Source organism: Ruegeria sp. TASC047, from assembly GCF_059612445.1.
In genome coordinates, this window is the sequence record NZ_JBXWQP010000029.1 from 779,524 (window position 1) to 800,959 (window position 21,436).

General features: G+C 54.2%; 19 protein-coding genes and 1 tRNA gene. 10 read left to right on the plus strand and 10 right to left on the minus strand.

Features of this window, described 5'->3' with window-relative positions:
* Positions 1-116 precede the first annotated feature (116 nt).
* Genes AC2FLO_RS11665 through AC2FLO_RS11680 form a run of 4 tightly spaced genes read left to right on the plus strand, consistent with a single transcriptional unit; the run spans position 117 to position 6,739 of the window.
* A complete protein-coding gene (locus tag AC2FLO_RS11665) occupies positions 117-1,604 on the plus strand; it encodes a type I restriction-modification system subunit M (RefSeq protein ID WP_496811683.1) in 1,488 nt (495 codons plus the stop codon).
* Positions 1,594-2,796 (plus strand): restriction endonuclease subunit S, encoded by a 1,203-nt coding sequence (locus AC2FLO_RS11670; protein WP_496811684.1) that lies wholly within the window; start codon positions 1,594-1,596, stop codon positions 2,794-2,796. The genes AC2FLO_RS11665 and AC2FLO_RS11670 overlap by 11 nt, the downstream gene beginning before the upstream one ends.
* Entirely contained in the window at positions 2,796-5,933 is a 3,138-nt protein-coding gene (locus tag AC2FLO_RS11675; RefSeq protein ID WP_496811685.1) for a type I restriction endonuclease subunit R, read from the plus strand. Before AC2FLO_RS11670 ends, AC2FLO_RS11675 begins: the two co-directional genes overlap by 1 nt.
* Positions 5,930-6,739, plus strand: a complete 810-nt coding sequence (locus tag AC2FLO_RS11680; protein WP_496811686.1) for a M48 family metallopeptidase — start codon at positions 5,930-5,932, stop codon at positions 6,737-6,739. The genes AC2FLO_RS11675 and AC2FLO_RS11680 overlap by 4 nt, the downstream gene beginning before the upstream one ends.
* Positions 6,740-6,742: 3 nt before the next feature.
* Here the strand turns inward: AC2FLO_RS11680 and AC2FLO_RS11685 are convergent, their stop codons facing one another.
* The gene (locus AC2FLO_RS11685; RefSeq protein ID WP_496811687.1) at positions 6,743-7,633 is read right to left on the minus strand and encodes a hypothetical protein; all 891 of its coding nucleotides are present in this window, start codon (positions 7,631-7,633) and stop codon (positions 6,743-6,745) included.
* Between the two features lie 160 nt (positions 7,634-7,793).
* Here AC2FLO_RS11685 and AC2FLO_RS11690 point away from each other — a divergent pair, with 160 nt between their 5' ends.
* From AC2FLO_RS11690 to AC2FLO_RS11700, 3 genes are all read left to right on the plus strand, one after another.
* On the plus strand, positions 7,794-8,594 hold the full coding sequence (locus AC2FLO_RS11690) for a hypothetical protein (protein ID WP_496811688.1): 801 nt from the start codon (positions 7,794-7,796) through the stop codon (positions 8,592-8,594).
* Positions 8,594-9,331: an ATP-binding protein gene (locus AC2FLO_RS11695; RefSeq protein WP_496811689.1), complete on the plus strand. Its 738-nt coding sequence runs from the start codon at positions 8,594-8,596 to the stop codon at positions 9,329-9,331. Before AC2FLO_RS11690 ends, AC2FLO_RS11695 begins: the two co-directional genes overlap by 1 nt.
* Positions 9,332-9,445: 114 nt before the next feature.
* Positions 9,446-9,874: a hypothetical protein gene (locus tag AC2FLO_RS11700; RefSeq protein ID WP_496811690.1), complete on the plus strand. Its 429-nt coding sequence runs from the start codon at positions 9,446-9,448 to the stop codon at positions 9,872-9,874.
* Positions 9,875-10,044: 170 nt separating this feature from the next.
* Here the strand turns inward: AC2FLO_RS11700 and AC2FLO_RS11705 are convergent, their stop codons facing one another.
* From AC2FLO_RS11705 to AC2FLO_RS11745, 9 genes are all read right to left on the minus strand, one after another.
* Positions 10,045-11,205: an ABC transporter substrate-binding protein gene (locus AC2FLO_RS11705; protein ID WP_496751845.1), complete on the minus strand. Its 1,161-nt coding sequence runs from the start codon at positions 11,203-11,205 to the stop codon at positions 10,045-10,047.
* Between the two features lie 25 nt (positions 11,206-11,230).
* Entirely contained in the window at positions 11,231-13,117 is a 1,887-nt protein-coding gene (locus AC2FLO_RS11710) for an AMP-dependent synthetase/ligase (RefSeq protein WP_496751843.1), read from the minus strand.
* Between the two features lie 5 nt (positions 13,118-13,122).
* On the minus strand, positions 13,123-13,896 hold the full coding sequence (locus AC2FLO_RS11715) for an ABC transporter ATP-binding protein (RefSeq protein ID WP_496751841.1): 774 nt from the start codon (positions 13,894-13,896) through the stop codon (positions 13,123-13,125).
* Positions 13,893-14,657: an ABC transporter ATP-binding protein gene (locus tag AC2FLO_RS11720; protein WP_496751839.1), complete on the minus strand. Its 765-nt coding sequence runs from the start codon at positions 14,655-14,657 to the stop codon at positions 13,893-13,895. Before AC2FLO_RS11720 ends, AC2FLO_RS11715 begins: the two co-directional genes overlap by 4 nt.
* Entirely contained in the window at positions 14,654-15,751 is a 1,098-nt protein-coding gene (locus tag AC2FLO_RS11725; protein WP_496751837.1) for a branched-chain amino acid ABC transporter permease, read from the minus strand. Before AC2FLO_RS11725 ends, AC2FLO_RS11720 begins: the two co-directional genes overlap by 4 nt.
* Before the next feature lie 3 nt (positions 15,752-15,754).
* Positions 15,755-16,630: a branched-chain amino acid ABC transporter permease gene (locus tag AC2FLO_RS11730; RefSeq protein WP_496751835.1), complete on the minus strand. Its 876-nt coding sequence runs from the start codon at positions 16,628-16,630 to the stop codon at positions 15,755-15,757.
* A gap of 75 nt (positions 16,631-16,705) precedes the next feature.
* Positions 16,706-17,734 carry an alcohol dehydrogenase catalytic domain-containing protein gene (locus AC2FLO_RS11735; protein WP_496751833.1) on the minus strand — a complete coding sequence of 343 codons (1,029 nt, stop codon included), beginning with the start codon at positions 17,732-17,734 and terminating at the stop codon, positions 16,706-16,708.
* 207 nt (positions 17,735-17,941) lie between these two features.
* Positions 17,942-18,496 (minus strand): hypothetical protein, encoded by a 555-nt coding sequence (locus tag AC2FLO_RS11740; RefSeq protein WP_480545581.1) that lies wholly within the window; start codon positions 18,494-18,496, stop codon positions 17,942-17,944.
* Positions 18,497-18,745: 249 nt separating this feature from the next.
* Positions 18,746-18,835 (minus strand) — tRNA-Ser (locus tag AC2FLO_RS11745).
* A 123-nt stretch (positions 18,836-18,958) separates the two neighbouring features.
* On the opposite strand from AC2FLO_RS11745, the gene AC2FLO_RS11750 reads away from it, so the two are divergent.
* The 3 genes from AC2FLO_RS11750 to AC2FLO_RS11760 all read left to right on the plus strand — a co-directional run bounded on the left by AC2FLO_RS11750 (position 18,959) and on the right by AC2FLO_RS11760 (position 21,435).
* A complete protein-coding gene (locus AC2FLO_RS11750) occupies positions 18,959-19,801 on the plus strand; it encodes a DUF2059 domain-containing protein (RefSeq protein WP_496751831.1) in 843 nt (280 codons plus the stop codon).
* Positions 19,801-20,604 carry a DUF2059 domain-containing protein gene (locus AC2FLO_RS11755; protein ID WP_496751829.1) on the plus strand — a complete coding sequence of 268 codons (804 nt, stop codon included), beginning with the start codon at positions 19,801-19,803 and terminating at the stop codon, positions 20,602-20,604. The genes AC2FLO_RS11750 and AC2FLO_RS11755 overlap by 1 nt, the downstream gene beginning before the upstream one ends.
* Positions 20,605-20,823: 219 nt before the next feature.
* Positions 20,824-21,435, plus strand: coding sequence for a 50S ribosomal protein L21 (locus AC2FLO_RS11760; protein ID WP_496751828.1), 612 nt, complete (start codon positions 20,824-20,826; stop codon positions 21,433-21,435).
* Position 21,436 lies beyond the last annotated feature (1 nt).

Below are 21,436 nucleotides of genomic sequence, written 5' to 3' on the forward strand. Positions count from 1 at the left end.
TCATTAAAGTCTGCGCGCACACTTCCTTTGATAGCGCGCATTTGATATTGGTAAGCGAAGACAGAGGGTTAGCAGGCGCGCCTTCCAAATAAGAATCAAAAGAGGACGGGCAGCGGATGGCGGTCACACTATCAGAGCTTGAACAGCACCTTTGGGGCGCGGCAAACATCCTGCGTGGCAGCATCGATAGTGGCGAATACAAGAGCTACATCTTCGGTCTGCTGTTCTTCAAGCGGCTCAGCGACGTGTGGCAGGAAGAGTATGAGCAAAAGCTGGCGGAGTATGGCGACGAGGAACTTGCGGCTGACGCCGAAGAGCACCGTTTTGACATTCCACAGGGACACAACTGGTCAGAAGTGCGCAAGCATACGACCAACATCGGCGAGTATCTTAACGCTGCGTTCCAAGCGATTGAAGATGCCAACATGAAGCTGCGCGGCATCTTCCAAAGCGTCGACTTCAACAACAAAGACCGTTTCAGCGACGCCATGCTGGAACGGCTACTTCAGCATTTTGAGCGCTACGACCTGCGCAACAGCAACGTCGATGCCGATATGCTCGGCAACGCCTACGAATACCTCATCAAGCAGTTTGCCGACGATGGCGGCAAGAAAGGCGGCGAATTCTATACGCCCAAAGAGGTCGTGCGCTTGATGGTGCGTTGCTTGGAAATCGACGAGGGCATGAGTGTTTATGATCCCACATGCGGCAGCGGCGGCATGTTGCTGGAGGCTTATCGCGCTGTGGAGCAGGCGGGTAAGAATGCGCGGTCGCTAAGCTTGTATGGGCAGGAGCGGAACCTGAACACTTGGGCAATTTGCCAGATGAACCTGTTCCTGCACGACATTGACGACGCTGACGTGCGACGTGGTGATACGCTGCGCGAACCGAAGCATACGGTTGGTGAGGGGCGGGGTGCGATACGCACGTTCGACCGGGTTATCGCCAATCCGCCGTTCTCTTTGAAGGAATGGGGGCACACGGTTTGGAGCAATGGCGATCCCTATGGACGCGATGCGTATGGAACGCCGCCCAAATCGTATGGCGACCTGGCGTTCGTGCAGCACATGCTGGCAAGCTTAAATGAGAACGGCAAGCTGGCGGTTGTGGTGCCGCACGGCGTTTTGTTCCGAGCAGGGGCTGAGGGTGCGATCCGCAAGGCGTTCATCGAAAACGATCTGGTTGAAGGCGTGATCGGGCTTGCGCCCAACCTGTTCTATGGCGCGGGCATTCCCGCTGCGATCCTGTTCCTGCGCAAGAAAAAGCCTGCGCACATGCAAGGGCGTGTGATGATTGTGAATGGCGCTGTGCAGTTTGAGGAAGGGCGTGCGCAGAACTATTTGCGAGACAATCACATTGATACGCTGAGCAATGCTTATCTGGCGTTTGAAGATGCAGAGCGGCTGGCGAAGTTGGTTAGCACCGAAGAGTTGTCGGCAAATGATTACAATCTCAACATCACCCGCTATGTGAACTTGGGCGAGGAAGTCGAAGCGATTGAGGTTGCGCTAGAGGTCGAAAACCTTGCGGTATTGATCGCCGAGCGTGATGAGGCTGAAGCTAAAATGAACACATTTTTGCGGGAGCTGGGATATGTTCAGTGAGGTGCCAAACGGTTGGTTGAGAACCAGACAGGGAAATGTTGCGACTTTTTATAACGGACGAGCTTACAAGCTAAAAGAGTGGGAAAGCGAGGGGACACCCGTAATCAGATTGCAAAATCTTACGGGGAGTGGAAAAAACTATTACTACTCAAACCTTCAACTCCCGCCACACCAATACTGCGATAACGGTGATTTGCTCTTTATGTGGAGCGCTTCGTTTGGTGCATATATTTGGAAGGGTGGAAGAGCAATTTACCACTACCACATTTGGAAGGTTGAGCAAAAAACAGACAAGTTACAGAGGCAGTTCCATTATTACTTGCTCCAGCACTACACGGATGTGTGGAAACAAGGAGCGCACGGCATGGCAATGCTCCACCTTACTAAAAAAGGTATGGAGCAGCTTGAAATCACAATTCCACCCCTCAACGAACAGGAGCGCATTGCCGAAATCCTCACCAGCGTAGACGACAGTATCCGCGCAACGGAAGCGGTGATTACACAGGCTGAGCGCGTTAAGCGCGGCTTGATGGAAGACCTGCTGACCGGCGGCTTGGGCAGCGAAGCCATAGCGCGCGGCGATGTGCCGGATGGATGGAAGCCCGCGCAGTTCAAAGAAATCACAAGTAAGATAGGAAGTGGCGTCACACCGAAAGGCGGCAAGAAAGCCTATGTTTCTGAGGGTATTCCACTAATCCGCAGCCAGAATGTTGGTTGGGGCAACCTAATGCTCGAAGACGTCGCATATATTGAGCGTGAACAACATGATAAGATGAGAAATTCCAAACTCCAAACCGGCGACGTTCTGCTCAACATTACTGGAGCATCCATCGGCAGGTCAGCGGTATATTTCGGCGAGGACTTTGAAGCCAATGTTAATCAGCATGTTTGCATTATTCGTCCACTTGAAGGAGTCGATCCGAAGTTTTTGAATGCTTTCTTGCTATCTCACGTTGGGCAAAGGCAGGTTGATGAATTTCAAGCAGGCGGAAATAGGGAAGGGCTGAATTTTCAACAAATAGGATCATTCCGAATTGCGTTGCCGCCGGCGGCGGAGCAAGACAACATCAAGTCTGTGTTGGTTTCAATCGACGAAGAAATAACAAAGAACCAGGCGGTTTTGTCACAAGTGCAACGCCTCAAACGCGGTTTGATGGACGACCTTCTAACCGGTCGTGTGAGGACTGTTTGATGAAGGGGCGTGGCAGCGAATGGCGCTTGGCGGAAAAACCGACACTGCAATATTTGCAGACGCTCGGCTACGCGTTCATTGATCCGTCAGAACACGCGAGCCTGCGCGACAGTGAGAACCAAACGATCTTTCGCCCGCATCTCGTTGATGCACTCCAGCGGTTGAATGGCATCTCAGCGGCAGATGCGGAAGCAGCGGCGGCTGAACTGCTGCGCAAGGAAAACAACGAGGACTGGCTTGCAATACAGCGCGGCGATTTCAGCCGTGTTGTAGAGGGGCAATCGACGCAGAAAACGCTGCGCGTCATCGACTTCGAAAACCCAGCCAACAACACATTCGCTGTCACGCATCAGCTTTACGTTCAGGCAGAGAAAAGCCGGATACCGGATATCATTGTCTACGTGAACGGGTTGCCGATAGTGGTGATTGAAGCGAAGTCGCCGTTGAGCGGCAAGGACAAGAACGGCGAGGCGTTCGACCAGATTAAGCAGTATGAGCGCGATATCCCGCGTCTGTTCTACACCAACGCGTTCAACATCGTCACAGACGGCACGACTGTGCTCTATGGCGCGACACATGCCCCGTCTAAGTTCTACGGCTATTGGCGCGATCCGCATCCGCGTGCGGAAAGCGACTTTGCGAACGAACTAGAGAAAGGTCTGTGGAGCCTGCTTGAGCCGTCGCGCCTGCTCGACCTGCTGGCGCATTTCCTTGTGTTCGAGTTGGATGACGAGACGGGCGCAAAGATCAAAAAAATCTGCCGCTATCAGCAGTTTCGTGCAGTAAACAAGATGGTCGACCGCGTTGTGGAAGGGAAGCACAAGCGCGGTCTGATCTGGCACACGCAAGGCAGTGGCAAGTCGCTGACGATGGTGTTTGCTGCGCTCAAGCTGAAGCAGCATCGCACCATCTCATCGGACAAGCTCGATTATCTCAATCTGCTTGTGCTGACGGATCGGATCGACTTGGACGATCAGATTTCCGGCACGTTTGTTGCCACCGGTTTGCCAAACCCCATTAGCGTCGGTTCCGTTAGCGAGCTAAGGACTTTGGTCGGCAGTGGCGTGGACGGTCAAACGCTGCTGAGCACCATCTTCAAGTTCGAAGGGTCAAAGACAGCAATCCCCAACAGTGACCGCTGGATTGTGATGGTGGATGAGTGTCACCGAACGCAAGAAAAGGACTTGGGTGCAGCACTGCGCGCGACGCTGCCGGATGCAACCTTCTTTGGCTTCACTGGCACACCCATCAAAAAGAACGACAAAGACACCTACCAGAACTTTGGCGTCGTCGGTGAAGGCTACTTGGACAAGTATGGGATCGATGATGCTGTGCGCGACAGCGCGACCGTTCCGATCTACTACACCAGCCGCAAGACAGACTGGCAGATTGATGAAGCGAAGATCGACAGTCTGTTCGATATGTGGTTTGCCGATCTGAGCGACGAGCGGCTAGCAGAGATCAAAGAGCGCGGCGTAAAGATCGCCGATCTTGTAAAGCATCCAAAGCGTATCGAACTGATCGCTTTCGATATCTGGCATCATTTCAAAGATTACGCTCTGCCTGACGGCTTCAAAGCGCAGCTTGTGGCTTATGACAGAGAGGCAATCGTCCTCTACAAGCGCGCGCTCGATAAGCTGATTGCTGCAGATTACGTCAAGCAAGGTATGAGCGCAGAAGACGCCGCCAAAGCGGCTACCGCTGCCAGCGCATGTGTCTATTCGAAGTCGCAGGAAGACGACAAACCCAGTGAAGACCAATACAAGAATGCCGTCCGCTCAGACCTTGTTCGTTGGTATGTCGACAGGGATGCTGAACGGGACATTAAACGCGCATTTAACAAGCGCGGTGAGAACCCACAGATTCTGATCGTCTGCGACAAGCTGCTAACCGGGTTTGATGCTCCCGCTGAAGCGGTCATGTATTTGGACAAGCCGCTTAAGGAGCACACGCTTTTACAGGCGATTGCGCGGACAAACCGGGTATCGGATGCAAAGAAGAAGAACGGCTTGATCGTTGACTACATCGGCGTGAGCCAAAAGCTCGATGAGGCGTTGGAGAGCTACCGCGCTGAAGACGTGAAAAACGCGATGCGGGACTTGGATGGGCTACGTGCAGAACTTGCGGCGGCGCACCGTGCGCTTTTGGATTACGTGAAAGGCATCAAGCGAACCGGCAAAAACCTCAAAGCGGAATATGATGCTTTGGTCAGTGCAATTGGAACGGAAGACGAATGGATCCTGTTCCAGCGTAAAGTTCGAAACTTTGTGACGCTCTATGAGGCGCTCGCACCGGATCCCAGCGTTTTGGCAGTGACAAACGACTTGAAGTGGTTTGCTAACTTTTTGCGTTACGGAAAGCAGGTATTTGAGAAGAAAGAGGCGCTCGAACAGTTTGAATACAGCGCAAAGATACGTGAAATGCTCGAAGAGCATTTGAACGTGACTGGGCTGACGACAGTCATCAAGTTGCGAAGCGTAGTGGACGCTGAGTTTTGGGAAGACTTCGAAACTGAAGAGAAATCGGAAGACGACCTCAAAACAGCAGCCCTTCGAAAGACAACCGAACTCCGCAAAATCACAGAAGCAAAGCTGGCTGAGAACCATCATCAATACGGAAAGTTCAGTGAGAAGCTGCGTGCACTTATTGAAAAGCTGGACGATACGCAGCTGAGCTGGAGCGACAAGTTGCGCGCTGCAGAAGACTATGCGCGCGAGCTTGATGCTGAGGCTGACGCCCACAAAGGCAGTGGGTTGTCTCCTGCAGCGCATGCTGTCCTTCGGGTAATTCAGTCAGTGGAAGGAAGCGAGGCGACTGAGGGCGCATGCAAAGACCTGGCTGAACAGGTGGAGCAGCTCTACACGGATGATTTGCTAGCGCCGAAGCTTTGGCAATCAAAGGAAGGTGTGCGGAAAAACTTGCGACAGCAGGTTCGAAAAGCCGCGCATGGACTTGGCTTCAAGCAGCTAAAGAGCTTGCCGGTAGAGATTGAAGATATTGCCGTTAAGCACTATGCGCGAAGCGGCTTTGAGCATGATTGTGAATGCGTTTCCGTTGGAAAACCTCGCTGCAACCAAATCCCCTGCCGAACGACATCTGAGAGAGCGCAACGAGAAGGTTGGGGTCCGCTCGAATGACAGAGTTTAGGCTTGGCAAGCTCTGCATCCCTTACGCGTTGAAGCGCAGCGAGGCTGCCACACGACTACATATCGAAATGACACTCGACGGCATGCGTGTCACCGCACCAAAAACTGCCAGCACAGAGGCAATTGAGAATGCGCTCTATCGAAAGCGCCGGTGGATAATTGAGAGCCATGCCGACCTGCAATCCAAGCACGACATGATGTATAAGGTCGCGCGCTTCCGAACAGGTGCAAAAGTGCCGTATTGGGGAAGGCTGACTGGTTTGGAGACCAAACAAGGGGATGCGGTGACCGTAGGTTATCGCAGCGGGTTCAAAGTTGAGCTGCCGGAGCAGGTATCAGCGAAGCAGCACGACGATACCGTTGAACACGCGTTGCGTGACTGGATGCGAGATAGATTGGTTGAAGACGCTAAGCGTTTCTGTCGTCGCTATGCTGCTCGATTGAAAACCGATTTTGCAGGCTGTCGCGTTACTTCGTTAAGCACACGGTGGGGAAGTTGTGGATCAAGCGGTGTTGTCAGCTTGGATTGGCACTTGGTGTTTGGACCGAAGCGGGTGCTCGAATACGTCGTTGCACATGAGCTGTGCCATCGCGTCGAACGAAATCACAGCGATGCCTTCTGGCTGCTACTACGATCTGTTTTTGGCGACTACGAGCATGAGCACGATTGGCTCATGCGCAATGAGCACATGCTCGGCTACAAGCGGATTCCGGTGACAGAGGACAGTGCGTCAGAAGGCTGCTACAGCGCAACTTTGGCGCTGAGCACAGTTCGGACGCCCGAAAAAGCCGATTGACGCCTAGCGCGCTCGTTCTCCACGCGTCTTATAGCGTTTCGGCGCTTTGGTTCCCTCATTGCGAAGCGGAAACTGTCCCTTGCCAGCATTATCGATGTAATCTTGTGCTGCGGTCAGGTAGCGATTGACCGCCATCACTTGGCGCCGTCGAACCTCGTTCTGAACATCTTTGTAGGGCAGATCACGCCGCTTGAGCGTTTCGACAGTTTCACCGTTGACGACTCGGTTCACATAAACCCCTGCCAAGTCGGCAATCTCATACTTCTTCTTTGTTCGACCATGTTCGATCCATGCGTCCCAAACGCGAAGAGTTTGATAGAGCGAGACGAGGCGAACGGTTGCCGCAACCGGATATCGTGCGCGGCTGACCCGTCGAGCCGCTGCAACGGCATCCTTGTGCTCTTCAAGTAAGCGTCGGAAAGACCGCACGAGGTAAGCCGTGCGAACTTCAAGCGGGATTTCGACAACGAGCGTGTCTGAATGTTGGGTGTTTAACACCTTACCTGCGACTTGAACCGGACGCGCTTTTGGCTCTGCGAAGAGATACTCACCGCGCGTTTCCTTGTCGTTTACTTTCGCCGTCCACCACGCCCAAAATTCACTCTCAGTGTAGCTGTGGACGTCTCCGAAATCGGCGTAGAGCTTTTTGTAGCGCCCTTCGCCGCCGCGTTCACAGCAGTCCCTGTAGCCCTCGTGTCTGCGTAAGAACTCCCACCAAAAATAGTAGACCGAACTCTGCCAGGCTTCGGCTCCGTCGAAGGGGGGTTGGATGCGCGCAAGGCGCTTTGAGATAAACTCACCGGTCTTTTTTGAGCGTCGACCTTTGAACGGTGGCGCATGGAGGAAGAACTTGCGACCGTTTGACGGTCTATGCTCAGTAGTTATTGACTGCATATCAGTGTTTTACGTGAGAAACTATCTTATCATGTAGGTGCAATTTCATTCAGTCGCACAGCGTAGTCAACGGGGGTATCTTGTAATTGTTGCTGGTGATGACGCCGCAACAACGGGGACTAGCCCCTTAACCCAAAGTTCTGAATGAAAGGAACACACGATGACTACGAAGACTCAAAATATTGAACTGAACATCCAAATCGCAACCAAAGCCGTTGCTGACCTGAAAGTGCTGCGCAAGCAGTTCAAGTCTGCCGACAACCAGCTCATGCGTGCAAACAAAGCTGTCTACTCTGTTCTAAGCTGCGCCTTCGACGTGCTTGTAAGCCTAAAGACAGCAGATGAACCAAAGCGAGTGCGCGATGTATTTGAACAGCAGCTTGAAGCTATGAAGCGCGATGCCAAAGCCAAGCACGCCATTGCTTCGACCAGCATCGAGCTGAAAGTAATCCGTTTTGTGTGCGGTGATCTCAAGCAAAAGCGTGAAAGTTCGTATGCACGCGTGCTGCGCGTCGCGTTTGCTGAAGAAATCCATAAAAAGGACATCGATTTTGTTGAATGGATGCTTGGAGCGGGCGGCGTTGATCAAGTGCGTCGCAGTGGAAATGGCGAGCCACGCAAGGACTTTGCCGAAATTGCACGCAATTCTCTTAGGTCAGTCACGCCGCTCACCAAAGTCGCTGCCGTCCACATCAAGCGTGCTGGTGAGAAAGAAATCGCTGATGCTGAGTTCTGCGTTGCTGTTGTGCGCAAGAACACTGACGGCACTTTCAGCATTGTCACTACTGTCGATAACGCTGCGCTTACGAAACAGGCGCTGGCTCGGGCTGGCAAGCGTTTGAGCGACGAACAGCAAGTGCTGAAAGCAGCCGACGAGGCGCGCGAGCATTTGCAGGCAGCAAGCGAAGCAACGCGTGAACTAGCATCAGGTTCTGGCGCGGCACTGAAGGAGGCTGCGTGATGACCAAGCAATGGCAGCGCGATGAGCATGTGATGTTTGATGAGTGTGTCTTTGCAGATGACTTTGTCGAACAAGATGTGCGGGACTTTTTAAGTCCCGCTACCACCGACAATCTTCTGCTATGGGGTCTGCCCGGCACAGGAAAGAGCACAGTAGTGAAAGCGATTGCCTACGGGCGATACGGAGCGACAGATTTGCAAGAACAAGGTGTCGTTGTGCTGAACTGCAAAGACAAGGAGCAGGCGAAGCGATTGAATAGCAAGTGGCTGAAAAGCAGCTTCAACTTTGCAATCCACAACTCTAATTGTCCAATTTTGATCATTGATGAGCTTGATGAGTTGACCGATACGCAGCAGCGCGAACTTACAGCGTTCATTGATTTCAGCACTGGAGGACAACTGCGTAGTATGGTGCTTGCGACAACGAATGTTGACTTGCATGACCGGGCGGCAAAGGAAAAAGCCTTTTCAGGCGCCTTGCTTAGTCGCTTCAACACAAAACTTGAGATGCGCCAACAATCGCCCGAGCGATTTCTGCATTTAGCGCAGAAGAAGTTGGCTGCGGCGGGAGTGGCGCGAGCAGATGCATCATTGCTTGATGTCCTGACCAAGCACTGCGACCCAACTTCAACGACGATCGACATCAGAACAGTCCAGACAGTGGTCAACAAGTTGATACGTAGGTCGAATGAACCGCCTGATGACTTGCCAACGAAGCCCAATCTGAGGGTTGTTTGAACGAGACAAAGACCCGCGCTCAGGCGCGGGTTTTCTGTATCTATATGTCTGTTTTAGATCGCATTTTTGAAGAGAGGCAGCAGACTGATGTGTGAAACATCAGGAGCAAAAACAATGTCTCAACTATCCAAACTCAACGTCAAATCCGTTGTTCGCACCAACAAGCAAGACCCAGTTAAACAGCGCAGGCAGAAATTGATCGCTGGCATCGAAGAGCAGATGAACGTGGCGGTGGCTGCTATGAATGGCGAGAGTTACGAAGTGGCGAAGAAGACTTGGGCAAAGAACGAGCAAGGCGAGAAGGTGCTGGTTGAGCGCATGCGCAAAGTGCGTGCCTGGTTCTTTGAGCAAGACGGCGGTTGGTATGTGCAGTGCAAGTATGGGAGCAAGGCGCTGGCGCTAGGCAAGGGCAATGCTGTGTTCGTTAAGGCGCTGAAGGATGTGCAAGGCGCGCTTGGGTCATTGAAGGTAGCAGCAGAGGCTGGCGAGCTTGACGAAGCTATTGAAAACATGATGAAAAATAGAGGGAAGAAGGCTGCGTGAGCTTCTTGCTGTAGTTAGCAGTTAGTTAGCAGATATTTTGTGCTACACGTAACATGCTGATATATATGAAGGTATTATACGTTACGAATAGCGAAGCGTTAATTCGCCGGGAATACCCAAAAGAAAGGGCTCGCACTTGCGAGCCCTTTTGCTTTGCGCTGGTCAGGCATTCATTCTTCGTGAACGAGTTTCCACGCACCGTTTTCAACAACGTTGACGAACACAGTATCCGCGCCCTGATGGTCTTCAGGACCATAGGTGATGTGGTTGCCGACAAGGTCATCCTGATAATCCAGAGTTTCCATCGCCGCGATGAAACTGTCCTGCGTCAGATCGGGGCCTGCGGCCTCCAACGCCTTGACCATCATTTCAGCCGCCGAATAACCCAGCATGGCAAATCCGACCGGATCTTCGCCCGTGGCTGCCTTGTATTCCTCGATAAATGCGGCCGGGGCAGGTTGATCCGCACGCGCCCAAAGATCCTGCCACGAAGCTGCCGCGTAGAATCCATCAGTCACGCCACCGGGCACCTGCGCCACGACCGTCAGGAAACTGGCCGAGGTGCCGAGAAACTTCATATCAGTCAGGCCCATTTTCTTTGCGGTGCCCACGACGGTGATCGCCTGCCGCACCCCAAGCGCCATGGTGACGATATCGCAACCCTCTTCCTTGAGCTTGCTCAGCGATCCGACAAAGTCCGTCTCATCCGGTTTATGGGTGGTTTCTGATCCAAAAGTGATCCCGGCCTCTTCGGCTCCGGCCTTGCTGCCTTCTAGAATTTCCTCACCAAAATCTGTCGGCAGGTACATGGTGCAGACCGTCTTTGATCCAAAATCGCCTGCCAGATAGTTCACACCAACACGCGCCTGATCGAAATAGGTCGAGAAGGAGGTGAACTTGTTTCGCATGGGTTCCTGCAACATCTGACGCGCAGCTGTAAGAGGCGCTACGTTGGGAATGCCTTTGGGATCCAACAGCTTGAACCCCGCCATGTTCATCGGCGTTCCAAGCGACTGCAACATGGCAAATACCTTGTCGCGGTTCAGCAGCTTGTTATAGCCCTGCATGGCTCGCGGCATCTGATAGCCATTGTCTTCGACCACGTAACGAATTTTGCGCCCGTGCACGCCGCCAGCCGCATTCACCCGGTCGAAAACCACGTTAGCGCCCTTGGTGGCCGGAACACCCACGGCGGCAAAAATCCCGCTCAGGTCATTGACGGATCCGATGACAATCTCGTCATCGGTCACACCTTGTGTTTGCGCCCAACCAAGTGTTGCCGATGCTGTCAGCAGTGATGCAGCCGCCAGACTGTTGAGTAATTTCTTCATCTCTTTCCTCCCGTTAATCTTTTGGTCAAGTGTACATGTCTTCGATCAGATGCCCGTGTTTCTTTTCCACCAGTCCGCGCTTCAGCTTCATTGTGGCTGTAAGCTCGTCGTCTTCAGCGGTCAGCAGGACGTCAATCAGACGGAAATCCTTGATCTGCTCGACCCGCGCAAATTCTGCATTAACAGCGGCAATTTCCAAACTGATCAACTGCTTGATTTCGGGTGCCGCGCATAGCGAGGCAAAATTCGAGAAGGGGATTTTATGGCCCTGCGCGTATTTTTCGACGTTTTCCTGATCAATCATGATCAGTGCCGTCAGAAATTTGCGCCTGTCCCCGATGAGGATTGCGTCCGCGACATAGTGACTGAACTTAAGGCGGCTTTCGATCTCGGCTGGGGTGATATTCTTACCCCCCGCGGTGATGATGATGTCCTTCAGGCGGCCCGTGATAGTGACATAGCCATCCTTATCTATTGACCCCATATCCCCGGTACGCAGCCAGCCATCGGCGGTGAAGGTTTCTGCCGTCTTCGCGTTGTTGCGCCAGTATCCCTGAAAAATGTTCAGGCCCTTCAGTTGGATTTCACCATCGTCCGAGATGCGGATGTCGCACCCTTCGACGGCTTTGCCTATGGTTCCGATCTTATTGCTGCCTGTCGTGTTGAGCGTGGCAAGGCCCGAAGTTTCGGTCATCCCGAACCCTTCCACTAACGGCACGCCGATGGACCAGTACCATTTCAGCAGATCGGTCGAGATTGGGGCAGCGCCTGTTCCACCGCGTCGAAGTTTGTCCAGGCCCAGCATTCGACGCAGGTTTTTTAAAACCAGCTGATCCCAAAACCAAAATCTGGTGGCGACGCCGGTTGGAACAGGCTGGCCAGCACTTAGATATCCGGCACGGCGCGCACCAGTTTTCAATGCCAGGCCAAATGCCAGCCGCCCCAAGGGTGTGGCTTCCTGCGTCAGGATCTGGACGTGTGAGTAGATCTTTTCCCAAACCCTTGGCACCGCTGTGAAGGTTGTGGGCGAGACCTCCTGAAGGTTTGCAAAAACCGTCTCAGGGCTCTCGGCAAAATTGACAGTGCAGCGGGCCGCCAATGGGAAATAGACCGAGACATTACGTTCCAGAATGTGACACAGAGGCAGGAAACACAGCTGTTCATCGTTGGGCAGCGCTGGCAGCGCCCGTGCAGCGGATTCGATGGCGGCCAGAATGTTTTCATGGCTAAGCATCGCGCCTTTCGGCTGACCGGTTGTGCCCGACGTATAGACCAGCAAGGCAGTGTCCTGCGGTTTGGCCAATGCGATTTCCGCTTCGAAGCGCCCGGGCTCGGCCAACTCGGCCTCTTGGCCCAAGGCGAACAGTTCGTCGATCATCATGCAACGCGGATGGTTCAGGTCATGCAGCCCTTCGTCCTCGAGGATGATTACCTTGATCAGATCAGGAACCTCGGTCTCTATTCCCAGAAACTTGTCCAGATGCTCTTCGTCCTCGACAATCAGAAACCGGCTGCCGCTGTCGTTGATCAGATACTGCAACTGACTGGCGGAATCCGTCGTGTAGACGCCGGAAGCGATACCGCCAACGCCCTGAATGCCCATGTCGAGCCAAGCCCACTCCTTGCGGTCCTCGGACAGGATTGAGACCACATCGCCGCGTTCCAGTCCCAGCTTGCGCAAGGCCAGCCCGATCCATTTGGCATGATGCCAGTAATCGGCCCAGGAATAGGATTTCCAGATACCCAGGTCTTTTTCGCGATGCGCCGTTCGGCTGCCCAGTTCGTCACATCGGCTTTGGAACAACTCAGCAATGGTGATGCAGCCATCAACACGCACCGGGCGCTGTCCCGCTGTTACGTTGAACTGAACGCCGTTTATCACGACCTGTGGGGGCAGGGGCGTGGCGTCCATCCGTCTTACCTCCACGTCTTTTTCCGCTTCCAGCGGCGGCTTTCGCGCGCGCCTTCTTCTTGTTTTCCAAGATAAAAGCTTTGGATATCCTCGGATTGCAAAAGGGCATCCGCGGCCCCGTCCATGACGATGCGACCCACCTCCATGACATAGCCGCGATGGGCCAGTTCCAACGCCGCATTGGCATTCTGTTCAACCAGCAACATCGTCATATTCTGTTCTTCGTTCAGACGTTTGAGAATGCCAAAGATCTCTTGCACCAGCAGAGGGGACAGGCCCAGAGACGGCTCATCCAGCAACATGATACGAGGTCGGGCCATCAATCCGCGTCCTATGGCCAGCATCTGTTGCTGCCCGCCCGAAAGGGTTCCGGCCTCTTGCGACCGACGGCTTTTCAGAACCGGAAAATAACGAAAGACCAGCTCACGATCCTGTTCGATCTGGTCTTTGTCTTTGCGGGTGTAGGCGCCGAGGCTTAGGTTTTCATCAACCGTCAACAGAGGAAACACTTCGCGCCCTTCCGGGATCTGAACCACCCCGCGCTGGACAACCTTGTGCGGCTCCCAGCCCTGAATGTCACCGCCGTCAAAGGTAATCATTCCCTTTTCCGGGTCCATCACACCAGAGATGGTTTTCATCAATGTGGTTTTGCCCGCGCCGTTTGCACCAAGGATCGACACGATTTTTCCTTCGTGCACATCCAGAGAAACGCCCCGAATGGCCATGATCGGACCGTAGAAACTTTCGATATTGCGAACTTGCAAGATCGGAGTGTTCATGAGGCTTTTCCCAGATAAGCCTCGATCACGGCCGGGTGCGATTGCACGTCTGCCGGTGGCCCGAGGGCCAGCTTTGCCCCATCTGCCATGGCCAGGACCCGGTCGGACACGCCTGATACCAATCCCATATCGTGTTCGACCATCAGCACGGTAATTCCCATTTGCCGCCGGATATCGTCGATCCACCAACGCATATCGGTCGTCTCTTCCACCGACAGCCCCGACGCCGGTTCATCCAGCAACAGTAACTTGGGATCGGTCGCCAGGGCACGTGCCACTTCGACCACTTTGCGCACGCCGTAAGGCAGCCCTGAAATCATCTTGTCGCGATAGGCCTGCAGGTCGAGGAAATCGATGATTTTTTCAACTTTTTCCCGGTTCTCCAGCTCTTGCCGTCGGACTGCAGGGGTGAACAAAAGTTCTGAAATCAGGATCGTAGTCCGATGCCTGTGTCGTCCGACCAAAAGATTTTGCAGGACAGTTGCGTGTTCGAAGAGCTCGATGTTCTGGAAGGTCCGCGCCACACCAAAGGCGGCCACGCCAGACGGTTTGACCTGAAGGAGATCGTGACCATCAAACCGGATCGACCCTGAAAACGGTTCGTAAAAGCGCGAGATCAGATTGAAGACCGTCGATTTGCCAGCGCCATTCGGCCCGACTATGGCAAAAACTTCGCCCTTCTGAACCGCGAAGGACAAATTGTCCACGGCCGTCAGACCACCAAATTTCAGGGTAACGTTTTCAAATTCCAGCAAGCTCATCTCAGACGCTCCGTCTTGAGATAAGATTTCTGCCGTTTGAACATGTCCTTGCGATAGAAGGGAAACAATTCGAACCAGGTGCGAATCTTCAGCCAACGGCCATAGATGCCCATGGGCTCGAAAAGGATGAAGCCGATCAGGATCATGCCAAAGATGCCGAACTCCAACCCCGGAATGGCAACGGTGTTTCCGCCAATGATCGCGCCGACATATTCCTTTGAAATCGATAGAAACTGCGGCAAGAACCCGATGACGATTGCGCCCAGAAACGCGCCATGGATCGAGCCCAGCCCGCCAATAACAATCATCATCAGCAATTGGATCGAAATCAGGACGCTGAAGGTTTCATTGTTAAACGCACCAGCAAACAGACCCATCAACACGCCGGCCCAACCTGTAACCGCACAGGACAAGGCGAATGAAATCATCTTTGTTCGCGCGATATCTATACCCATCGCCTGCGCCGAAACCTCGGAGTCGCGAACGGCGATGAAGCTACGTCCTAGAGGGGCCCGCAGCAGGTTTATATATCCCAACGTGACCAGAACGGTGACGAACAGAACCAGCCAGTAAAAAAGATCAGGCGTCCCCCAGCGATCAACCGTAAGGCCAAAGATCTCGACCCCGCCGATATATTTACCCGCGACACCACCAGTGATCGGCTCGGACAGAACGATGATGTCATCCATCAGGATGGACAGCGCCATGGTAAAGATCGCCAGGTAGATACCGTGAAGCCGCAGGGCAGGGACTGCGACGGTCACACCCGCGATCCCGGTCAGAATTCCGGCCAGCGGAAACGCGACTAGAAAAGGAACGCCTGCCTCAATCAGGGCCACGTTGGCGTAACAGCCAAAGGCCAGAAAGGCCGCATGGCCCAGGCTGACTTGCCCTGTATGTCCGGTCAGGATCATCAGACCCAGACCGGCGATGGCCCAGATCAGAACGTTTGTCAGTTCACCCAGATAGAAATCGTCCAGTGCGAAAGGCGCGGCCGCGACGACAAACAGTAGAAGCAGATAAAGGCGCAGCTGGAACCCGTCTTTCCAGGGGCGAATATCCTGCATGTAGTCGGTTTTGAAAACGATCCGCATGGCTCAGACCTTCTTGACCCGGACCTGACTGAACAGCCCGTCTGGTCGGAAGATCAGGACGGCAAGCAGCAAAGCGTATGGCGCGACCTGGCTGTAACCTGCCGCAATGTACCGGCTGGCGAAGGGTTCGATAATGCCGACAATCAGCCCTCCGGCCAATGCACCCGGCAAACTGCCGAATCCGCCGATAACGGCGGCGGCAAAAGCCTTGATGCCCAGCAATCCTGTTGTCGGATCCACAGCCCCTTTTGCAGCAAAGAGAACTCCGGCAATTCCTGCAACGCCGCCGGCCAAAGCCCAGACCCATCCCTGAACACGCCTGACGGGAATGCCCATGTAATAAGCTGCCAGCTGGTTTTGCGAGGCGCCCTGCATCGCCAGACCCAGCTTGGTGCGGCTGAAGAAAACATAGAGTGCCCATGTCAGCAGCACCGTGACAACTATTATCGCGACATCCTCCATCCCCAGTACAAGACCGCCCATGCGCACTTCTTTGCCCGCAAGCGGGTTTTGCAGCGTTTGCGGCTCGTGCCCCCAGATCAGACCGGCAACGAAACGGATCACAAAGCCCAAAGCAATGGTCAGTATGACAACGGCGGTCTGACTTTCACCGAACAAGCGGCGAATGATCAGGCGATCAAGAAGAAAACCGAGCGCGCCCATTATTCCCAATGAAACAGGCAGAGCGAGCCAGAACGGCAACCCCATGTATTCGGTATTTGTCAGGCCGATGGTCACAAATGCGCCCAGCATCATGAAATCACCCTGCGCAAAATTCACCGCTTCGGTAGCCTTGTAGATCAGTACAAAGCCAAGCGCGATCAGGCCGTAGACACACCCGTTCGCCAGCCCGCTAATCAGCAGCTGCGCGTTATCCACACTGTCCTCCCTCCACCGGTTTTCCAGCGTCTTCGTCCGCCCGCGTGTATCCTCCGGTAACGCAGGTGAGTTCTACTATGGGGTGATAATCACCTTTCCGTCACTCTTTTTCAGCGCATCGGCAAGATTCGACACAAGATTTTCGAGTGTAAGGTGTTCGGAAACATCCGTTTTCCAGCGACCATCGGCAAAGCGGGCCTGAACTTCGGCCACAACCCGCATCTGGTCAGCGGGCGGTGTCGACATCATCCATTGCGTCAGCCAGAAACCTTCGATCCGTTTGCCCATGAAGATCAGCTGGCCGGTCTGAGAAAGCGTTGGCGCTTCGGTCGAAAGTTTGCCGTAGCTGACCCAGCGCGCCCGGTTGGGCATGGCGCAGAACAGTTTCTCGGACAGTTGATCCGTCACCGCATCAAGGAAGACCCGAGGCTTCAGCGTGGCGCTTATCGCGGCAAACTTCTCGCCGATTTCAGGATCGGACGTCACAAGCACTTCGGCAGCTCCAAGACTTTTCAGCGTGTCGACTGTCTCGGCCCGGCGCACCAGCGCGATGGGTTTCAACCCCAGATCACGCCCGAGGCTGCACATCAGTTTTCCCAATTGGCTGGACGCAGCGGATATCACAAATGCATCGCCGTCTTCCCTTGCCATGTCCACCATCGCCATCGCGGTGAGAGGGTTGACGATTTGCGCGGCGCCGTCATCATCTGAAATATCCGGACGCAAAGGAATACACATTTGCATCTGCGTCACGATGTATTCCGCCCAGGCGCCGGAACCTGCGGCCACGAAAGCGACGCGCTGTCCCTTCAGCGCCTCGGCACCTTTTCCGGTTGCAACGACGTCGCCACAGCCTTCGAATCCGGCCGCGGCACCTTTGACGCGCGGCTGGCCGTATTCACCCTTGATGAAGTGGAGGTCGGACGGATTGACCGACGACGCGCGCAGGCGGATCAAAACCTGACCGGGGCCGGGATTGGGAACGGGCAGTTCCGCGGCTTCAAGCCAATCAGCCGCATCCTCGATGACTGGTCCGGTCGAAGTGGCCGAGTACCCGCCGTGTTTCAGGATGGCAGCTTTCATTGTTTGGGGCAGGTCAATCATGGGATCGTCCTCAAGATGGCTTGTTCAATGCGCACACCCCTTGAACAGGAGATTGCCAACGGGCGACCTCGGGTGAGGATGTGTTGTCGGGGCAGCCAATCAAAAGCCGCACACTGGGTCAATTCAGAGAAACGATAACGTAAGGGCACGACTGGAAAATTGGCGTGAGAGGAAGGGGCCGGGAACTGGCAACCGGCCCCTTCTTTGTTATTGCTGCGTCAACAGCGCGGTCAGTTCCTGAATCTTCAAGGCGATGGTTTCAGGCGACTCTTTAATGTCATTTACAATCTTGATCGCCTGTTCTTTCAGATCCGTGGCCAATGTGCTGTCCTGAATTGAGCTCATGATGCCTTCATAGTCGAAATTGGTGGGGTCCAGCTTGCCTTCCTGAATCCAGGAGCTCAGCAATTCCTGTCCCTGACCCGCCAGCGCCGCCACCTGATCACCGGCTTGCTGTGCTGCCTCGGATGCTTGTTCCGCAACAGACGAAGCTGCCTCACTGGCTTGGTCGGCAACCGACGATGCGGCTTCCTGCGCCTGTTCGGTCAAGGATGAAGCTGCCTCGCTGGCCTGTTCTGTTGCACCTTCCAGCGCGTCAGACGCAGCTTCCTGAGCGGTTGACGCGGCATCAGCCACTGCATCGCCCGCCTCCTGCGCTGCGGATTGCACTTGTTCAGCCGGGGTTTGTTCGGACTGGTTGAGATAGTAGTAACCACCAACACCAACAGCGGCGATGATGATCAGGATAAGAATACGCGACATGTGTGTCTCCTTTAGAAAATGTGTCGCTGGGATGCGTTAAATGTAGCGGATATACAAAGGGGAATTCCTGTGAATTCTCAGCAGAATACAGGTTTGGGCCGTGCTACGCTGATTGCACCAGATTTCACGGCAAGAACACGCCGGGTGAACCAGGCCACTACAGTTTCTGACAGCGGACCACTTGCAATTTTGTTGAGAACCCAAATCAGACCGGAAGACGTTTTCTGACAGCCTTCGATATTGGGAATGTGGCGGAGAGACAGGGATTCGAACCCTGGGTGGGCTTGCACCCACAACGGTTTTCGAGACCGCCCCGTTCGACCACTCCGGCACCTCTCCGCGGGGGTCTGTGAGGGGGGGATTTAGTCAGGAACGAACGGGGGCGCAAGCAGAAAATTCCGGAAATCGTGATTGCCGGGATTTTCCGTTGCCTGCCGGCGCAAAACACCTACTCTGAATGGTATGACACAGTTTGCACACCGCATCGCCTTTTGGTTTCTCGCCCCGTTTCTGGCGCTTGTTCTGGTTCCTCTGGAGCTTTCTGCGGCGAACCGGGATCGGATTGAGGCTTTTCTGACGACGACCGGTTTTGACGTAGCTCTTGAAAGCATCGCCCTGAGCTCACGGTCCGCGCCGCAGATGTTGGGTGTTGACCCAGAGGGTTTCGGCAAGGACTGGACCCGTTTGACGGACGAGGTTTTTGAAGTCGGTGCAATGCACGACACCGCAGTTTCCATTCTGGAACAGACCCTAAGTGACGAGGCCCTGGCACACGCTGTCGAGTTTTACGCGTCTGACCTTGGTCAACGTCTGGTCGTGGCCGAAAATGCCTCACACATGCAAGAAGACGATGACGTCAAGCAATTGGCAGGTCAAAGGATCATCTCTGACCTGATCAAGAACGGGTCGAAACGGGTCGAAAGTTTTAAACGCATGAACGCCGCGATCGATTCCACAGGTACGGCGTTGCGTGCCTTGCAGGAAATTCAGGTGCGCTTCCTGCTGGCGGCCAGCGCATCGGGTGTCATCGAGCTACAGCTGGACGGGGATGAACTGCGTGAATTGATGAAGCAAAATGAACCGGCAATGCGTCAGTCACTGCAACTGTCCAATCTGGCCGGCGCTGCTTACACCTATCAGGATTTTTCCGACGCTGATGTGGATACATATGTTGACGCGCTGGAACAGCCGCTGATGCAGGAAGTCTACGAGCTATTGAACGCCATCCAATATGAGATCATGGCCATGAGGTTCGAGGTTCTGGCCGCGCGGATGGCCGAATTGCACCCGGCACAGGACATTTGATGCAGCGCGTAATTCTGGCATTTGTGGTCGCCCTGTGTTGGGCACTGCCGCTGTATGCCGATGGAAAAGTCGACCGACTGGCGAAAGCCATGCGCCTGACACAGGTGATGGAAATCCTTGTTCACGAGGGGCAGGGCCATCGCGAGACTCTTGATGATACTTTTTTGGATAACAAGGGTGGCGCTTTTTTCGAGTCGCAGGTCAATCGTATCTACGATCCCCTTTGGATGCGGGAACATCTGACGGACGCCTTCAAAGAAGGTATGTCCGATATTCAGCTTGATCAGGCCATCTTGTTTTTTGAAAGCGATCTTGGCCAGACCATCGTAACACTGGAAAACTCGGCCCGGCGCGCCATGTCGGATCAGGCAATCGAAGACATGGCCCGAGAAGCCTACAAATCCGCAGAACGCAGCACCGCTCAGTTTGCTTTGGTCAAGGAATATATCGAGGCAAATGACCTGATCGAAAAGAATGTTCAGGGGGCATTGACGTCTGACTACAGCTTCTTTCAGGGACTTGATGTTGATGCGCGGACCGATGATCAGGAACTGCTGGCAGAGCTTTTGTTGCAGAAAGAAAGCCGGGCCGAGGACACTGAGGAGTGGCTTTATTCGTTTCTTCTTATGGCCTACCGCCCGTTGGATGAGGCTCAGATGCGCGAAAATATCGCGTTTTCCAGAACCGAGACGGGACGCGCCTTGAATGAGGCCGTGTTTAACGGCTTTGATCGTATGTTCAATGATATTTCCTATCGCCTGGGGCAGGCGGTTGGACAAGCGCTGAGGGCGTCCGATCTTTGACGCCGCTTTGGTGTTGACTTTTACCTGTAATCTATGGATAAGCGCGCATCCCGGCCGGTTTTCCGCGCCGGGTATCGTTATTATTTGGCCCTCATGACGTTGTCAGGGGCCATTCACACAGCCCGAAAAGGGCACGCTGTTCGAGGTGGCTTTCAAGTTTCTTGGGGCCAAAACACCCAACCGGGGACCACAGAACGCGGGTTAGAAAAGGAAAGACGCATGTTTGCGGTCCTCAAGACTGGCGGCAAGCAGTACAAGGTTCAGGCGGGCGATATCCTCCGCGTTGAAAAACTGGCTGCCGACGCAGGTGAAAAAGTTCAATTCAACGATGTTCTGATGCTGGGCGGTGACGCTCCGGTCGTTGGCGCACCTTTCGTTGCAGGCGCAGGCGTTCAGGCCGAAGTGATCGAACAGATCAAAGGTGACAAGGTCATCAAGTTCGTCAAACGCCGTCGTAAGCACAGCTCGAAGCGTACCGTTGGCCACCGTCAGAAACTGACGCTGGTCAAAATCACCGACATTTTGGCGTCGGGCGCCGACAAATCGGGCATCAAAGCTGCAACCGGTTCCGCTCCGGCTGGCGAGGCGGCACCCGCTGCAAAGCCTGCCAAGAAAGCCGAAGCCAAGGCTGAAGCACCCGCTGCTGCCGCTGCTGACGATCTGACCCAACTGAACGGTGTCGGCCCTGCCGCCGCCAAGAAGCTGTTTGAGGCCGGTATCGAGAGCTTTGCCGCTCTGGCCGCCTTGTCGGATGAGCAGATTGCTGCTATCGAAACGGTCAAAGTGAAACCCGAATGGGTTGAGCAAGCCAAAGAATTGGCTAAAGGCTAAG

What these genes read in the sequence shown, in the direction of transcription:
- AC2FLO_RS11665 (WP_496811683.1), top strand. Translation starts at nt 117, where the DNA reads ATGGCGGTCACACTATCAGAGCTTGAACAGCACCTTTGGGGCGCGGCA.
- AC2FLO_RS11670 (WP_496811684.1), top strand. Translation starts at nt 1,594, where the DNA reads ATGTTCAGTGAGGTGCCAAACGGTTGGTTGAGAACCAGACAGGGAAAT.
- AC2FLO_RS11675 (WP_496811685.1), top strand. Translation starts at nt 2,796, where the DNA reads ATGAAGGGGCGTGGCAGCGAATGGCGCTTGGCGGAAAAACCGACACTG.
- AC2FLO_RS11680 (WP_496811686.1), top strand. Translation starts at nt 5,930, where the DNA reads ATGACAGAGTTTAGGCTTGGCAAGCTCTGCATCCCTTACGCGTTGAAG.
- AC2FLO_RS11685 (WP_496811687.1), bottom strand. Translation starts at nt 7,633, where the DNA reads ATGCAGTCAATAACTACTGAGCATAGACCGTCAAACGGTCGCAAGTTC.
- AC2FLO_RS11690 (WP_496811688.1), top strand. Translation starts at nt 7,794, where the DNA reads ATGACTACGAAGACTCAAAATATTGAACTGAACATCCAAATCGCAACC.
- AC2FLO_RS11695 (WP_496811689.1), top strand. Translation starts at nt 8,594, where the DNA reads ATGACCAAGCAATGGCAGCGCGATGAGCATGTGATGTTTGATGAGTGT.
- AC2FLO_RS11700 (WP_496811690.1), top strand. Translation starts at nt 9,446, where the DNA reads ATGTCTCAACTATCCAAACTCAACGTCAAATCCGTTGTTCGCACCAAC.
- AC2FLO_RS11705 (WP_496751845.1), bottom strand. Translation starts at nt 11,205, where the DNA reads ATGAAGAAATTACTCAACAGTCTGGCGGCTGCATCACTGCTGACAGCA.
- AC2FLO_RS11710 (WP_496751843.1), bottom strand. Translation starts at nt 13,117, where the DNA reads ATGGACGCCACGCCCCTGCCCCCACAGGTCGTGATAAACGGCGTTCAG.
- AC2FLO_RS11715 (WP_496751841.1), bottom strand. Translation starts at nt 13,896, where the DNA reads ATGAACACTCCGATCTTGCAAGTTCGCAATATCGAAAGTTTCTACGGT.
- AC2FLO_RS11720 (WP_496751839.1), bottom strand. Translation starts at nt 14,657, where the DNA reads ATGAGCTTGCTGGAATTTGAAAACGTTACCCTGAAATTTGGTGGTCTG.
- AC2FLO_RS11725 (WP_496751837.1), bottom strand. Translation starts at nt 15,751, where the DNA reads ATGCGGATCGTTTTCAAAACCGACTACATGCAGGATATTCGCCCCTGG.
- AC2FLO_RS11735 (WP_496751833.1), bottom strand. Translation starts at nt 17,734, where the DNA reads ATGATTGACCTGCCCCAAACAATGAAAGCTGCCATCCTGAAACACGGC.
- AC2FLO_RS11740 (WP_480545581.1), bottom strand. Translation starts at nt 18,496, where the DNA reads ATGTCGCGTATTCTTATCCTGATCATCATCGCCGCTGTTGGTGTTGGT.
- AC2FLO_RS11750 (WP_496751831.1), top strand. Translation starts at nt 18,959, where the DNA reads ATGACACAGTTTGCACACCGCATCGCCTTTTGGTTTCTCGCCCCGTTT.
- AC2FLO_RS11755 (WP_496751829.1), top strand. Translation starts at nt 19,801, where the DNA reads ATGCAGCGCGTAATTCTGGCATTTGTGGTCGCCCTGTGTTGGGCACTG.
- AC2FLO_RS11760 (WP_496751828.1), top strand. Translation starts at nt 20,824, where the DNA reads ATGTTTGCGGTCCTCAAGACTGGCGGCAAGCAGTACAAGGTTCAGGCG.